Annotated in this window: 14 protein-coding genes; 9 read left to right on the top strand and 5 right to left on the bottom strand. The window is 68.3% G+C overall.

The window, feature by feature from the left end; genetic code table 11:
- Positions 1-37: 37 nt before the first annotated feature.
- Positions 38-1,369, bottom strand: a complete 1,332-nt coding sequence (locus AC5RW2_RS08580) for a glutamyl-tRNA reductase (RefSeq protein ID WP_493949711.1) — start codon at positions 1,367-1,369, stop codon at positions 38-40.
- Positions 1,370-1,561: 192 nt separating this feature from the next.
- Between AC5RW2_RS08580 and hemE the strand changes: the two genes are divergently transcribed.
- The 9 genes from hemE to AC5RW2_RS08625 all read left to right on the top strand — a co-directional run bounded on the left by hemE (position 1,562) and on the right by AC5RW2_RS08625 (position 11,641).
- On the top strand, positions 1,562-2,623 hold the full coding sequence (gene hemE, locus AC5RW2_RS08585) for a uroporphyrinogen decarboxylase (RefSeq protein WP_493962938.1): 1,062 nt from the start codon (positions 1,562-1,564) through the stop codon (positions 2,621-2,623).
- A 2-nt stretch (positions 2,624-2,625) separates the two neighbouring features.
- Entirely contained in the window at positions 2,626-4,101 is a 1,476-nt protein-coding gene (gene hemG, locus AC5RW2_RS08590; protein ID WP_493962937.1) for a protoporphyrinogen oxidase, read from the top strand.
- Positions 4,102-4,164: 63 nt separating this feature from the next.
- Positions 4,165-4,872: a hydrogen peroxide-dependent heme synthase gene (gene hemQ / locus AC5RW2_RS08595; protein WP_493962936.1), complete on the top strand. Its 708-nt coding sequence runs from the start codon at positions 4,165-4,167 to the stop codon at positions 4,870-4,872.
- A 56-nt stretch (positions 4,873-4,928) separates the two neighbouring features.
- A complete protein-coding gene (locus AC5RW2_RS08600; protein WP_493963153.1) occupies positions 4,929-6,062 on the top strand; it encodes a ferrochelatase in 1,134 nt (377 codons plus the stop codon).
- Positions 6,059-7,030 carry a hydroxymethylbilane synthase gene (gene hemC / locus AC5RW2_RS08605; protein ID WP_493949715.1) on the top strand — a complete coding sequence of 324 codons (972 nt, stop codon included), beginning with the start codon at positions 6,059-6,061 and terminating at the stop codon, positions 7,028-7,030. Before AC5RW2_RS08600 ends, hemC begins: the two co-directional genes overlap by 4 nt.
- A 2-nt stretch (positions 7,031-7,032) precedes the next feature.
- Positions 7,033-7,953: a uroporphyrinogen-III synthase gene (locus tag AC5RW2_RS08610; protein ID WP_493962935.1), complete on the top strand. Its 921-nt coding sequence runs from the start codon at positions 7,033-7,035 to the stop codon at positions 7,951-7,953.
- Entirely contained in the window at positions 7,950-8,924 is a 975-nt protein-coding gene (gene hemB / locus AC5RW2_RS08615; RefSeq protein WP_493962934.1) for a porphobilinogen synthase, read from the top strand. The genes AC5RW2_RS08610 and hemB overlap by 4 nt, the downstream gene beginning before the upstream one ends.
- A gap of 72 nt (positions 8,925-8,996) precedes the next feature.
- Positions 8,997-10,328 (top strand): glutamate-1-semialdehyde 2,1-aminomutase, encoded by a 1,332-nt coding sequence (hemL, locus tag AC5RW2_RS08620; protein ID WP_493962933.1) that lies wholly within the window; start codon positions 8,997-8,999, stop codon positions 10,326-10,328.
- A 167-nt stretch (positions 10,329-10,495) separates the two neighbouring features.
- Positions 10,496-11,641 carry an AI-2E family transporter gene (locus AC5RW2_RS08625; RefSeq protein ID WP_493962932.1) on the top strand — a complete coding sequence of 382 codons (1,146 nt, stop codon included), beginning with the start codon at positions 10,496-10,498 and terminating at the stop codon, positions 11,639-11,641.
- Between the two features lie 96 nt (positions 11,642-11,737).
- Here AC5RW2_RS08625 and AC5RW2_RS08630 read toward each other — a convergent pair whose 3' ends face one another.
- The 4 genes from AC5RW2_RS08630 to AC5RW2_RS08645 form a co-directional block, all read right to left on the bottom strand.
- Positions 11,738-12,577 carry a MetQ/NlpA family ABC transporter substrate-binding protein gene (locus AC5RW2_RS08630; protein ID WP_493962931.1) on the bottom strand — a complete coding sequence of 280 codons (840 nt, stop codon included), beginning with the start codon at positions 12,575-12,577 and terminating at the stop codon, positions 11,738-11,740.
- 186 nt (positions 12,578-12,763) lie between these two features.
- On the bottom strand, positions 12,764-13,498 hold the full coding sequence (locus tag AC5RW2_RS08635) for a methionine ABC transporter permease (RefSeq protein WP_493962930.1): 735 nt from the start codon (positions 13,496-13,498) through the stop codon (positions 12,764-12,766).
- Entirely contained in the window at positions 13,495-14,487 is a 993-nt protein-coding gene (locus AC5RW2_RS08640) for a methionine ABC transporter ATP-binding protein (protein WP_493962929.1), read from the bottom strand. Before AC5RW2_RS08640 ends, AC5RW2_RS08635 begins: the two co-directional genes overlap by 4 nt.
- 184 nt (positions 14,488-14,671) lie before the next feature.
- Positions 14,672-15,370: a 3'-5' exonuclease gene (locus AC5RW2_RS08645; protein WP_493962928.1), complete on the bottom strand. Its 699-nt coding sequence runs from the start codon at positions 15,368-15,370 to the stop codon at positions 14,672-14,674.
- Positions 15,371-15,474 lie beyond the last annotated feature (104 nt).

The raw sequence follows: 15,474 nt of genomic DNA on the forward strand, positions 1-15,474 counted from the left end.
CAACCTGAGGCCAGGCCGGGCATGCTGAAGCGGCGGATCAGGCGGTGGCTGCGTCGTCGTCGTGCAGCACTGCCACCGGACAGGAGGCGGCATCCGCGGCTGCCGGCAGCGCCGGCTCCTCCACGGTAATGCCGTACAGTGCTTCCAGCGCGGAAATGTAGCGGTCCTGCTCGCCGTTGGCGGCCAGTTCGCGCGCCCGCACGGTGGGCAAGTGCAGCAACTGCTTGACCATGCGTCGCATGGCAAATTCGACTTCCTGGGCCGGGCCGGTGCAGCCGTGCTGGGAGCGAACCTTCTCCAGTTCGTTCTCCAGCACCTGCATGGTGTGCTTGCGCAGTGCCACAATGGCCGAGTCCACGCTGCGTGCCTGCTGGCTGGCTTCGAAGCTGCGGGCTGCAGTGGCCACGATTTCCGCGGCCTGCTGGACCGATTCCGCCTGCTCCTCGGGTGCGGCCATGCGCACGGATTCCAGGGTGATCAGTTCCACACCCTCGAGGTTGCCAACGGCAGGGTCGAAGTCGTGGCTCAGCGCCAGGTCAATGATGGTCAGCGGCTTGTCGACGCCGGTGCGTACGTCGGCCACGCGGTCAGCGCTGACCTGGTTGTCACCGCCGCTGCATCCGATGACCACGTCGGCTGCGGCGATGGCCGGGCCCAGTGCGGCATGGGTCAACGGGGTGCCGCCGCGGGTGTCGGTGAAGGTCTCGGCGCGTCCGGACGAGGAATAGACGCTGATCTGGGTGCAGCCGCGCTCACGCAGCAGCGCCATGGTGGCTCCGGCGTACGCGCCGGTTCCGAAGAGGACAACCTGCTTGCCCGACCAGTCTTTGTCGGCGGCCAGATCCGTGGCCAGGTCGAGGGCGACGGAAACGATCGAGAGTCCGCGGCCGCCGAGGGCGGTCTGCGTGCCGACATCCTTGGCGGTGCGGGACGCGGTCTGGAACAAGCGGACCAGTCCGCCGCTGGCGGTGCCCTTCTCCTGTGCTTCGATCAGCGCCCGGCGCACCTGGCCAGCCACCTCGCGTTCGCCCACGACGGCCGAATCGAGTCCCGCCCCGACGGCGAACAAGTGGCGGGCAACATCCTCGCCGGTATTCAGGTCGAAGGAGTCGGCAACCAGTGATTCGTCCAGGCCCGAGCTGCGGCTGATCTGTTCGATGATCGCGGCGCGCGCGGATTCCAGATCGGATTCGCTCTCGGCCTCGCAGTACACTTCCACCCGGTTGCAGGTGGCCAGGACAACGGCGCCGGAGACCGGGGAGCCGTCTGCGAGCACGCCGGTATCGATCTGGGAGGTGCCGGCGCTCAGGCGGGCCACCGTTTCCAGATCGACCTTGGAATGAGTTGCAACGAGTGAAAGTAAGACCACAGCGCCTCTATCTTAGCGGGAAGGAAGCCTCAGCTCCTTCAAGCTTCGCCCATTAACCCTGTGTTAACCTGCCTTCGGCCGCACCGGCGGCGGTGAGATTGGCCACTCCGGCCTGACGGAAGCCGGGCCAACGGCGGGGTGGCGTTCCACCGGGTTGGCCAGAAGTGCGGCTGCTGGATGAGAATCTATGTCATGACACTGAATGCTTCCCATCCCTTGCTGGACGGGCGTACCGCTGATTCCGACCTGATCACCGCCTACCGCGGCGGCAAGCCGAGCCGCCGTCCTGTCTGGTTCATGCGGCAGGCCGGGCGGTCACTGCCCGAATACCGGGAAGCACGCCAGGGCATCGCCATGCTCGATTCCTGCCTCAAGCCGGAACTGGCCGCCGAGATCACGCTGCAGCCGGTGCGGCGCCACGATGTGGATGCCGGAATCTTCTTCTCCGACATTGTCATCCCGTTGAAGCTGGCCGGGGTGGACGTGGACATCGTGCCCGGCGTGGGGCCGGTCCTGGGCGCACCCATCCGCACCGCGGCCGACGTCGCGAAGTTGCCGGAGCTGACGGACGAGGCGCTGGAGCCGATCCGTGAAGCGGTCCGGCTGACCGTGGCGGAGCTCGGCAAGAAGCCGCTGATCGGGTTTGCCGGCGCACCGTTCACGCTCGCGGCCTATATGGTGGAGGGCCGGCCGTCCCGCGACCATCTGGGCCCGCGCACCATGATGCATTCGGACCCGGAGACCTGGAACGCGCTGACCGGTTGGGCCGCCGACGCGTCCGGCAAGTTCCTGCGCGCCCAGCTGGAAGCGGGAGCCAGCGCCGGGCAGCTCTTCGATTCCTGGGCCGGTTCGCTGTCGCTGGCGGACTACCGGCGGCGGGTGGCACCGGCGTCGATCCGCGCGCTTGACCATGTCCGCGACCTGGGCGTCCCGCTGGTCCACTTCGGCACCGGCACCTCCGAACTGCTCGTCGCCATGCGCGATGTCGGAGCCGACGTGATCGGCGTTGACTACCGGTTGCCGCTGGACGAGGCGAACCGCCGACTGGGCGGCCGCACGCCGCTGCAGGGCAACATCGATCCGGCGCTGCTGTCGGCACCGTGGGATGTGCTCGAGTCCCATGTCCGCGATGTGCTGGCCGCCGGCAGCTCCGCTCCCGGCCATGTGGTCAACCTGGGCCACGGCGTGCCGCCGGAAACTGACCCGAAGGTACTGACCCGCGTGGTCGAACTGATCCACTCGGTGGCCCCGTAACCATGCAGCACCCCGCCCAGCAGCACGAACCCCGCCGCCCTGAGCGGCAGGGCGGGCGGAAGCCCAAACCGAGCACCGCCGTCGTTATCGGTGGCGGAATAGCCGGTCTGGTTTCCGCTCGCGAACTGGCGCTGGCCGGCGTCGACGTGACGGTTTTGGAGCGCAGCCCCCGGTTCGGCGGCTGCGTGACGCGGCACGAAGTGGGCGGGCTGACACTCGACGCCGGCGCCGAGTCGTTCGCCACCCGCTCCAGCGTGGTCTCCGACCTGGCCGCGGAGCTGGGGCTGGGTGCCGACCTGGTGCAGCCGAACCCCGCCGGTGCCTGGATCCAGCTGCCGGACGGAGCGCAGCGGCTGCCGAAGACCGGTGTGCTGGGCATCCCGGCGGACCCCTTGGATCCGGACGTGGTGCGGGCCATCGGACGCCGGGCTGCGCTGCGCGCCTCCGGCGACAAGGTCATGCCGCTGGGATCGTTGCTGCGCCGCGAGCAGCTCAGCCTGGGCGAGCTGGTGCGCACCCGGATGGGCGATGGCGTGCTGCAGAAACTGGTGGCGCCGGTGGTCGGCGGGGTGTATTCGGCGGATCCGGATGTGCTGGAAGTGGATTCGGTGATGCCCGGGCTGCGCGCCTCGGTGGCCTCGCACGGGTCGCTGACTGCCGCGGTAGGTGCCATCCGTAAGGCCGCCCCGGCCGGTTCCAACGTGGCCGGCATTGCCGGCGGAATGGGACGGCTGACCGAGGCGCTGCTGGCCGACCTGAAGACCCGCCATGTCTCGCTGCATGCCGGCGCGGCGGCCACGTCCGTCTCCCAGCACGACGGCGGGTGGTCGGTGGAGTCGGCGGCGGGCACCTTCACGGCGGACGCGGTGATGATGGCCGCCGACGGCGGCGCCGCGGTCCGCCTGTTGGCTGGCACGGTGCCGGGCCTGGCCGGGCTGGAACCCGAAGCGGGTCCCTCGGTGGCCCTGGTGACGCTGGTGGTGGACCTGCCGGAGCTGGACGCGATGCCGCGCGGCACCGGTCTGCTGGTGGCGCCCTCGGTGCGGAACGTCAAGGCGAAGGCGCTCACCCATGCCACCGCCAAGTGGCCGTGGCTGGCAGACGATGCCGGTCCGGGCAGCCACGTGCTGCGGCTGTCCTACGGCCGGGCGGTGGGGCAGCAGGGCGCGGAGGACTTCACCGGCTGGAACGACGACGAGCTCTACCGGCAGGCGCTGGCGGATGCCAGCTCGCTGATGGGCGTGGGCATCGGCGACGACGACGTGGTGGGCTGGAAGGTGGTGCGCTGGATCGGTGCGCTGCCGTCCGCGACGGTGGGGCACCGGGACCGCGTGGCTGCCGTACGCCGCGAACTGGCCGCCCATGCCGGGATGGACGTGACCGGCGCGTGGCTGGCGGGCACCGGTTTGGTGGCGGTGGTGGGCGATGCGCGCCGCCGCTCGCGGGAGCTCGCCGCCCGGCTGCAACCCGCAGCCTGATCTTCTACAATGTGTAGAAGTAAAGTTTTCGGTTAATTACGATCAGAAGGCAGACTGGTAAGCATGAGCCAATCGGTAAAGTCAGAGTCAGCATCCCCCGCCGCCGGCGGCATCGACGAGGAGCTGTTTTACACCCTCTGGACGGTTTTCAAGCGCACCGGTGAGCCGGTCGATCCCTCCGCCGCGGCAGCGTTCGATGACACGGTTGCAGAACTGGCCGGCCGCAACGTCACGCTGCGCGGCGCCTACGATGTGTCCGCCATGCGTGAAGATGCCGACGTGATGATCTGGCTGCACGGCCCGCAGCCGGACGAGCTGCAGGCAGCTGTCCGCACCATCCGCCGCACCGGACTGTTCGCCTCCACCGAGCTGGTCTGGTCCGCAATGGGTGTCCATCGCGACGCGGAATTCAGCAAGAACCACGCGCCGGCCTTCTCCCTCGGCAAGGAGCCTGAAGCCTGGCTCTGCGTCTACCCGTTCGTGCGCTCCTACGAGTGGTACCTGCTGCCGGCCGAGGAGCGCGGCAAGATGCTGCGCGACCACGGCGTGCTTGGCCGTGACTTCCCACAGGTGCTCGCCAACACCGTTGCATCGTTCGCCTTGGGCGACTGGGAATGGATCCTGGGCTTGGAAGCTCCCGAGCTGATCGACCTGGTGGACCTGATGCGTCACCTGCGCTACACCGACGCTCGGAACCACGTGCGCGAAGAAATCCCGTTCTACACCGGCAAGCGGATCAGCACGGCCGAAATCGCCGAGGTGCTGCGGTGAGCCAGCCAGCCGAACCCACCTTCGACCCGCGGGCGGGCGTGGCTCCCGACGGGACCATGCAGCCCAAGAACTATGACGCTCTCCTGCTGGCCTCCTTCGGCGGGCCCGAAGGCCAGGACGACGTCCTTCCGTTCCTGCGCAACGTCACCAGCGGCCGCGGCATCCCCGACGAACGGCTTGAGGAAGTCGCCACCCATTACCGGGCCAACGGCGGCATTAGCCCGATCAACGCGCAGAACCGTGCGCTGAAGTCCGCCCTGGAAGCAGAGCTGGCCCGCCGCGGGATCAACCTGCCGGTGCTCTGGGGAAACCGGAACTGGGACCCCTACATCACCGACGTGTTCAAGGAAGCGTACGACGCGGGCCACCGCCGCGTGCTGGCCCTGAGCACCAGCGCCTACTCCGGCTACTCCAGTTGCCGGCAGTACCGCGAAGACTTCGGCATGGCACTGGTGGAAACCGGGCTGGCCGGAAAGCTGGAAGTGGACAAGGTCCGCCAGTACTTCGACCACCCGGGCTTCGTGGAGCCGTTTGTGGACGGACTGGCCGAGGGCCTGAACCGGGTCCGTGCCGATCTGGCAGCGCAGGGCGCAGCGGACGCACAGGTCCACATCCTGTTTGCTACCCATTCCATTCCAATCGCGGACGCCGAGAACGCCGGCCCGCGCGGCGTGGAGTACGAGGGCGGCAGCGCCTACGTGGCGCAGCACCTGGCCACCGCCCGCGCGGTGCTGGACCGGGTACCGGAAGCCGCCGGCGTCGACTGGTCGCTGGTCTACCAGTCCCGCTCCGGCGCACCGCACGTGCCGTGGCTGGAACCGGACATCAACGACGCAATCGAGGAACTGCCGGCGCAAGGCATCAAGGGCGTAGTCATCGTCCCGCTGGGCTTTGTCAGCGACCACATGGAGGTGGTCTGGGACCTGGACACCGAGGCACTGGAAACCTGCCGCAACCTCGGCCTGGCCGCAGCCCGCATCCCCACGCCCGGCGTGCACCAAAAATTCGTCGAGGGCTTGGTGGACCTCGTTTGCGAACGGACCGTGGACCAGCACCAGGCGGAGCGCCCGGCACTGTCCGCGCTGGGCCCGTGGATGGACGTCTGCATGCCCGGCTGTTGTGCCAACCGCCGCGGCGAGAAACCGACCGTCGCGGGTATGGATTCGACCGTCGGGGTGACGCAGCCATGACCGTAACCGTCCGCGTGGGTACCCGCGCCAGCGCCTTGGCCGTCACCCAGACCACCACGGTGGCCGAGGCCCTGGCCGCCGGGGGAGGGCTGGAGTACGAACTGGTCCGGATCAAGACCGAGGGCGATGTGCTCAAAGGGCCGCTGGCCCAGATCGGCGGCACGGGTGTGTTCGTCGCCGCGCTGCGCGAGGCGCTTCTCGACGACCGCTGCGACGTGGCCGTGCACTCGCTCAAGGACCTGCCCACCGGCGTGGCCGAGGGGCTGCAGATCGCTGCCATTCCGGTACGCGTGGACGTCCGGGACGCGTTGTGCGCCCGCGACGGCCTGACCCTCGCCGAACTGCCCGCCGGGGCCAAAGTGGGCACCGGTTCGCCGCGCCGGGCGGCCCAGCTGCGCGCCGCCCGCCCCGACCTGGACGTGGTGGATATCCGCGGCAACGTGGACACCCGGCTGGGACGGGTCAAGGGACTGACCGGTGAAGCGAGGGTGGAAGGAAAGCACGCCGATCTTGACGCCGTCGTGCTCGCCGCCGCCGGACTGGCGCGGCTAGGCCGCACCCAGCATGTGACAGAACTGCTGGACCCGTCGGTCATGCTGCCCGCTCCCGGGCAGGGAGCATTGGCTGTTGAGTGCCGGGTGGCCGACGCAGCGGCAGGCACGGCGCTGGCCGGCGCGCTGGCCGACTACGACGACGCGGAAAGCCGCTTGGCGGTGACCGCTGAGCGCTCGCTGCTGGCACGGTTGGAAGCAGGCTGCAGCGCTCCGGTGGGCGCGCTGGCACGGGTCGACGCCGGCAGCTTGGTGCTCAAGGCAGTGGTCTGCAGCCCCGACGGCAGCCGGCTGCTGCACGGAGAGCAACAGGCGCAGGCAACCGGTTCCGAAGACGCTGTGGCGCTGGGCGCCCGACTGGCTGAAGAGCTGCTCGGGCAGGGCGCTGGCGACTTGATGAGCCAGGCTGGCCACTGACCATGGCGTTGCTGCGGCAGCGCGGGGCGCCTGAGAACCAGCTCCACGGGCTGCGGGTGGTGCTGCCGCGCACGCCGGATCGGGCAGCCGGGATGGCCGCCGAACTGTTTCGGCGGGGCGCGTCGGCCAGCGTCCTGCCCCTTATTGACTTCGAGCGGACCGACAAGCCTGGCGAACTGGACGAAGCCCTCACCCTGCTGGCCCAGCGCAAGGTGGACTGGTTGGTGATTACCAGCATCACTACGGTGCGCGCGTTAAAAGCGTGCGCTCAGGAGCGCGGAACTAGCTTGGCCGCCCTGGTCGGGGACACCAAGGTTGCCGCCGTGGGCACCCCGAGCGCCCGGGCGCTTGAGGCAGAAGGACTCTCGGTGGACTTGGTTCCGCCCGGAAGCATGGACGCCGTCGGCCTGGTGGACGCCTGGCCGCTTCCGCCCGAAGACGCGAGCCGATCGACGGAGCGGATGACGGTGTTGCTGCCGCAGGCGGACATCGCCGCCCCCACCGTGTTCGAAGGCCTGATGGCAAAAGGCTGGCAGGTGCTGCCCGTGACCGCCTACCGGACCGTGGATTACCCGGCCCGGCCGGAGCTCCGGCTGACGGCGGCACTGGAGATCGCCTCCCGGGAGCGTACCGATGGCCTGGAAGTGATCACGGCCGCCGATTTCCGCAGCCGCGCACGTGACGGCGGCGTCGACGCCGTCGTCCTCACCTCGCCCAGCGTGACCCGGAGGGTGGCCGGACTGCTTGACCCCTGGCCGGCCGGGCTCCGGCTGATCGCCATCGGCGCCAGTTCGGCACGGCAGGCCGCCGAGCTGGGGCTGGAGATCGCGGCGACCGCCGCCGAACCGACCCCGTCGGGCATCGCCGACGCGCTCGCACACACCTGGGGGCGCCAGCCAAACGAAACGGAAGGAACGCCATGAGCTTCCCCTACCACCGGCCCCGTCGACTGCGGGCCACCGAAGCGATTCGTCGGATGACGGCGGAGGTCCGCACCCACCCGAACCAGTTGATCCTGCCGGCGTTCATCCGCGAAGGCATCAGTGAGCCGGTCGCGCTGCAGTCCATGCCGGGCGTTGTCCAGCACACTGCGGACTCGCTCAAGCGGGCGGCCGCCGAAGCCGTGGAACTGGGGCTGGGCGGCATCATGCTCTTCGGCATTCCGGCAGTGCGCGACGCGGTCGGCAGCGCGGGAGTAGACCCCGACGGCGTCCTGAACCGCGCCATCGCTGACGTGAAGGCCGAGGTGGGCCATGACCTCGTGGTGATGAGCGACGTGTGCCTGGACGAATTCACCGACCACGGGCACTGCGGCGTACTGGCTCCGGACGGCACCGTGGACAACGACGCCACGCTGCCGATCTACGCCGAAATGGCTGTGGTCCAGGCGGCGGCCGGAGCCGACGTGCTGGGTCCGTCCGGCATGATGGACGGCCAGGTGGCGGTGATCCGCCAGGCGTTGGATGAGGCCGGTTACCAGGACGCCTCCATCCTGGCCTACGCCGCCAAATATGCCTCGGCCTTCTACGGACCGTTCCGCGAAGCCGTGGATTCGCAGCTGACCGGAGACCGGCGGACCTACCAGATGGATGCCGCCAACCGGCGCGAGGCGATCCGCGAAGTGGAGCTGGACCTGGCCGAAGGCGCCGACATGATCATGGTCAAACCAGCGATGAGCTACCTGGACGTCCTAGCCGACGTGGCGGAAATGTCCCCGGTGCCGGTGGCCGCCTACCAGATCTCCGGCGAGTACGCGATGATCGAGGCGGCCGCGGCCAACGGCTGGATCGACCGGAAGGCCGCCATCTTGGAATCCGTCCTCGGCATCCGCCGCGCCGGTGCCGACATGGTGCTGACCTACTGGGCCCCGGAATTGGCCCGCTGGTTAAAGTGACCACCCCAACTCCCTGGCGCTGCGGACACAACACCGCAGCGGACTGAAGCTGTGCCGAAAGGAAGCAAGACCATGACTGAAGCCGCCCGCTCCGAGGAGCTCTTCGAACGCGCCCGCCAGCTGATGCCCGGCGGCGTGAACTCGCCGGTGCGCGCCTTCGGCTCCGTCGGCGGAACCCCGCGGATGATGGTCAGCGGCAAGGGCGCCTACCTCACCGACGCCGATGGCCGCGAGTACGTGGACCTGGTCTGCTCGTGGGGACCGGCCCTGCTGGGCCACGCCCACCCCGCCGTGCTGGACGCCGTGCACTCCGCGGTGAACCGCGGCCTGTCCTTCGGCGCGTCCACGCCGGCGGAGTCGGAGCTGGCCGCCCTGGTCGTCGGCCGGGTCTCCGCCGTCGAGCGGCTGCGCATGGTCTCCACCGGTACGGAAGCGACCATGACCGCGGTGCGTCTGGCCCGCGGCTACACCGGGCGCAACCTGGTGGTGAAGTTCGCCGGCTGCTACCACGGCCATCTGGACGGGCTCCTGGCCGCTGCCGGTTCCGGGGTCGCCACGCTGGCGCTGCCCGGCTCCGCCGGTGTCACCGAGGCCACTGCCGCCGAGACGCTGGTGCTGCCGTACAACGACATTGCCGCCGTGGAAGAGGTCTTTGCCGCCCGCGGCAGCCATATCGCCGCGGTCATTACCGAGGCGGCACCGGCCAACATGGGCGTGGTCACCCCCGCCGACGGCTTCAACGCGGCCCTGTCCCGGATCACCCGCGAACACGGGGCGCTGCTGATCCTGGACGAGGTGCTGACCGGTTTCCGCACCGGCTATGCCGGCTACTGGGGGCTGACTGGGGGCGCCGAGGGGACAGCCGATCCGTTCGTGCCGGACCTGCTGACGTTCGGCAAGGTCATCGGCGGCGGCATGCCCGTGGCTGCCCTGGGCGGCCGCGCAGACGTCATGGACTACCTGGCCCCTGTGGGCCCGGTGTACCAAGCCGGCACGCTCTCCGGCAACCCGATTGCCATGGCGGCCGGCGTCGCGACGCTGACTGCCGCAACGCCGGACGTCTACACGGCCATCGACTCCCGCTCGCGGGAACTGCAGGCCGCACTGTCCGCCGCCCTGTCCGAGGCCGGCGTGGACCACAGCATCCAGACCGCTGGGAACCTGTTCAGCGTGGCCTTCGGCACCTCGGCCAACGGCGTCCGCAACTACGCCGATGCGCAGGCCCAAGAGGCGTTCCGCTACGCGCCGTTCTTCCACGCGATGCTCGACGCCGGCGTCTACCTGCCGCCGTCGGTCTTCGAAGCGTGGTTCCTGTCCGCCGCGCATGACGATGCCGCGATGGACAAGATCTTTGCGGCCCTCCCGGCGGCCGCGCGGGCCGCCGCGGCGGAACCAACGGCCTGACCCCCTTGGCGAGGCCCGGCGCAGGACAGCGTCGGGCGCGCTCCGCCGTGCCCGGGCAGGACCTTGGCATGGCAGACTGGTGAAGAAACCGGTCCCCGCGCGGGACCGGTGTGCCGAATCGTCAAACCAGGGGAGTGCAGATGGGCCTGTTGTCCAGGCGCGGGCAAATGCAGGAAACGCACGACGGCGGTGCACGCACCGCTCCGGAGGTCGCCGTCCAGGTGCCGCCGCGGTCCATGTGGTCGGATGGCCTGGGCCGCACGGCCACCCGTTCCGCGCAGCTGCTGTTAGCGCTGGCGCTAGCCGTGGTGGTGATCTACGGGCTGCTGCAGCTGCGGCTGCTGGTCATCCCGTTCCTGATTGCCCTGATCTTGGCCGCGGCGGTGAGCCCGGTGGTGGGGCTGCTGCGCCGCTGGGGTTGGTCCCCGGCGCTGGCCACGGCCACGGCGTTCCTCGGGATCCTCGTAGTGCTCGGCGGGGTGGTCACCGGAATCGTCTTTGCGGTCCGCAGCGAATCGGATGAATTGGTCCGCTCCGCCAACGAGGGCTGGCTGGAGCTGCAGGAGATGATGGCCAACCTCCCGCTGCCGGTGAGCCAAGGGCAGATCGACGAAGCGCTGGCCTCGGTGGTGGACTTCCTGACCAGCGCTGCCGCCGGGCGCAGCGCCCTCAGCGGGTTGTCCACCGCGGCGGAAATCATCACCGGGGCGGTCCTGATGGCCGTCATCCTGTTCTTCTTCCTCAAAGACGGTCCGCGGATCTGGGGCTTCCTGCTCAGTTGGTTCCCGGCGGCCCGGCGGCCCAAGCTGGAAGAGGCCGGATCGCGTGCCATGGACGTGCTGGGCAGCTACGTGCGGGGGACCGCAACCGTCGCCGCGGTGGACGCGTTTTTCATCGGCCTGGCCCTGTTCATCCTGCAGGTTCCGCTGGCGCTGCCGCTGTCGGTGCTGATCTTCATCGGCGGATTCATCCCGATCGTCGGTGCCACCGTCGCCGGCGTCGTGGCAACCCTGGTGGCGCTGGTGGCGAATGGCCCGGTGGCCGCGCTGGTGGTGGTCGCCGTCGTCATTGTGGTGCAGCAGTTGGAAGGCAACTTCCTGCAGCCGGTGGTGATGGGGCGCTCCGTGAGCCTGCACTCGCTGGTGATCCTGCTGGCCCTGACCGCAGGAACCATCCTGGGCGGCATCATTGGTGCAGTCTTGGCCGTTCCGGTGACGGCGGTGTCCTGGGTGGTCATCCAAGTCATGACGGGGCGGAACTCCGGCGAGCAACCGGCGCCGGTTCCGCAGCGCAGCCGGTCAGAAATGAGCTGACCCAGAAGACGAGTTAAGCAGTCGAGGTCCCCGGAAGCCGAAGCTTCCGGGGACCTCTCCCGTTGCAGCCGCTTGGCTCAGCGGCCCGCTGCCGGGTTAGAAGGCGGGGAACACGTCGCCGTTGGGCCAGGTCTCCTCGATGAACTTCTTCACGTCCGGGCTGTGCAGCAGTTCTTCGAGCTTGGCGATGGCCGGGTTGTCGTCGCCGGCCTTCCACACCAGGAAGTTGGCGTACGGGTTGTTCTCGGCCGATTCGACGATCACCGCATCATCAGTGTTCAGGCCGGCATCCAGAATGAAGTTGCCGTTGATGATGGCCAGGTCGACCTTCGGATCGTCGATCAGCTGGACCAGGATTTCGGGCTGGTTCTCCTCGAACTTCAGGCCCTTGGGGTTCTGCTCGTCGGTCAGCGTCAATGCCGCCGAATCATCCTCGATGCCCTTCAGCAGGCCCGCGGCTTCGAGCATCTTCAGTGCGCGCGGCTGGTTGCCCGGATCGTTGGTGACCGCAACGGTTGCGCCCTCGGGGATGTCCTCGATGCTCTTGTGCTTGGACGAGAATCCGGCGTACGGCTCAATGTGGATGCCTTCGCCGTGTTCGAAATCGTAGCCCTTGTCAGCCACCTGCTGGTCAAAGAAGGCCAGGTGCTGGAAATAGTTGGCGTCCAGCGAGCCATCGCTCAGGGCGATGTTCGGGGTTTGGTAATCGGTGAATTCCTTGATGTCCAGGTCGATGCCCGCATCCTTGGCCAGGTTTTCGTCGACGAACTGCAGAATCCGGCCCTGCGGGACCGGGGTGGCGCCCACCGTGATCGTCGTGGGATTGGCCGGATCCAGCGTGGCATCAGCACTGGGGGTGGAATCAGAGCCACCGCAAGCCGTCAGCGCCAAGGCCGCGGCCAGGCCGGTACCAATGAGGGTTAGTGCTTTACGCATCTGTGTGCGTTCCTTTCAACTAACCGGGGCAGCCGAAGACGGCTCATCCCGGATGTGGTGCAGCTAGCGGCTACTGGCTGCATTCCTCCGCGGCCTCACGGCCGGCGGGAGCATGGGGGAGCGGGACGGCGATGTCCCTGAACTGAATGTCCCTGAACTGTGTTTCTGAGCGGATTGCGAGACGGTTCAGACAGCGGTGGCGGGCTCGTGCCGGCGTTTCCTGGTGCCGGCCTGGGCTGCGCTGCGGTGGTCCACGCGCCGGGCCATGGCATCCCCGGTCCACTGGATCAGCTGGACCAGGACCACCATGATCACGATCGTGACAATCATCACCGTGGTGTCGAAACGCTGGAAGCCGTAGTTATAGGCGAGCTGGCCCAGACCGCCGCCGCCGGTGAGGCCCGCCATGGCCGAGTAGCCCACCAGGGTGACCACCGTGGTCGTCAGGGCGGCGACCAGCCCGGGCAAGGCTTCGGGAACCAGGACCTTGGCCACAATCTGCAGCCGGGTGGAGCCCATGACCATTGCGGCATCGATCTTGCCGGAACTGACGTCGCGCAGGGCGGTTTCCACCAACCGCGCGAAGAACGGCACCGTGCCGATGGTGAGCGAGACACAGGCGGCCAGAGCGCCGATCGATGTGCCGGTGATCGCCCGGGCCAGCGGGATCAGCGCGATCATCAGGATGGCGAACGGAATGGACCTGGTGATGTTCACGATGACGTCGGACACGATCCGGTTGGTCACCCGCATCGGCTGCAGGCCGCCCGGTGAGCTGGTGTAGAGGAAGATGCCCAGCGGCAGCCCGATCAGCAGGACGAAGGCGCCCGAGACACCCACCATCAGCAAGGTTTCGCCGAAGGCTTTGGGCAGGGCCTTGGTGATGGCCGGATTGGTCATCAGTTCATTGATGAAGTTCATGCTGTCTCTTCCTGGACGACGCGTACGGCAACGCCCTGGCCGGTCAAGTGCCGGGCGAGGGAAGCGGTGTCCGCCCCGGCCGGCAACTGGATGCGGAGGTGGCCGAACTGGGTGCCGGCCAACGACTCCACGCTGCCGGCCAGCACGTTCAGGTCCATGCCGAAGGTGCGTGCGGCCCCGGTGAGCACCGGTTCCGACGCGCTGTCGCCTGAATACAGGATTTCCATCACCGTGCCGCTGCCGTTCGTTTCGGCCGGCGGCAGCGGCAGCAGCGTGCTCGACAGGCGGCCGCCGAGATTGGCCGCCACGTTGCGCAGCGGGCCATGTTCGACGATCCGGCCCGCCTCCAGCAGCGAGACCGAGTCGCAGATGCGTTTGATGACCTGCATCTCGTGCGTGATCACCAGCACGGTCAGCTGCAGCCGCTGGGTGAGATCGTGGATCAGCGTCAGGATTTCATCGGTGGTCTTCGGGTCCAGCGCTGACGTGGGCTCATCACAAAGCAGGACGTCGGGATCCGAGGCGAGGGCACGGGCAATGCCGACGCGCTGGCGCTGGCCGCCGGAAAGCTGGGACGGATAGGCGTTCTCGAACCCCTCCAATCCGACCAGCTTGAGCAGTTCGGCCACCTTTGCGCGGATCGCTGCCCTGGGCGTCTTGACGATCTCCAGGGGATGCGCCACGTTGTCGGCCGCGGTGCGCGAATCCATCAGATTGGCATGCTGGAAGATCATCCCGATGCGTCGCCGGGCCGTTCTGAGGTCGACGTCCCGGGAGGCGCTGAGTTCCGCCCCATTGATTGATACCGAGCCCGACGTTGGGCTGTCCAGCAGCGTAAGGCACCGCACCAAGGTGGACTTGCCGGCACCGGAATGGCCGACGATGCCGTGGATGGACCCCTTGGGAACGGACAGGCTGACGCCGTCGAGGGCCACCACTTCGCGGTTGCCCTGGCGGTAGACCTTGCGCAGGTCGGTAACGGTGATCATGAAACCTCGGGGAGTTGAACTCAGCAAGCATCGGCGGCCGCCATAGCATGCGCTGCCGCAGAGTATTAATTATGACAGCCGTGCCAGCGCGCCGGAACTCGACCAAAGGTCGCGTCATACGACGACCAGAAGTTGACACTCAAGCGCTCAGTAGCTGCGGCAGGGTTGCTGCCCGAGGGAAGCGTCAGACGGCCACCGGCATCAAGCGGACGGGCCAGACGCCGTCTACGACTGCTTCCGGATCAGTTCGCCGCAGCCATTCCTGAAAGCTGGCTGCCTGTTGCGCGCACCAGCCGATTTGCCGTTCATGCAGTTCGGCGGCGTCGACGCAGAGCCCTGAGTAGCGGCGGGCGAGGGCATCCGCGACTCCGATGGTTGCCAGCGCATCGGCCGCCGACGTGTGCGCAGCCTCCAAGCGCACGCCGTAGAGTTCGCACAGCGCCACCAGGGTGCGTTTTCCCCGCCGGTAGCGGTCCATCTGCTTATCCAGAATGAACGGATCGATCACCGGCGTTGCAGTCGGGGCTAGCAGGCCGTACCGCGAACATTCATTGGCCAGCACGGTGAAATCGTAGGCGGCGTTGAAGGCCATGACGGGGATGCCGGCGTCAAAGAAGCCGGCCAGTGCCTCGGCGATCCCGGCCGTGGCGGCGGCTGCATCGAGGCCGTCGGCGCGGGCGCGCTCCGTGCTGACGCCGTGGATCGCGGCCGCTTCGGCGGGAATGTCGACGCCGGGGTCTACCAGCCACTCGCGCTCCTGCACGGGATGTCCCGCTTCGTCGACCAGGACCAGGGAAGCCGTGACGATCCGGGCCGTATGCGGATCGCGGCCCGTGGTTTCCAAATCAAAGGCGGCCCGGGGACGTTCATGCCAGCTGTTCATGCCGGTAACCGTAGCGGCCGGGTCGGACGAAACCGGGGAGGCGCAGCGGCGCGCGTGAAACTCCGGCCCCCCGGTGCTTTGTGTAGGGCAGCATGGGCAGGCCA

Source organism: Arthrobacter sp. B0316-1-20, from assembly GCF_059091865.1.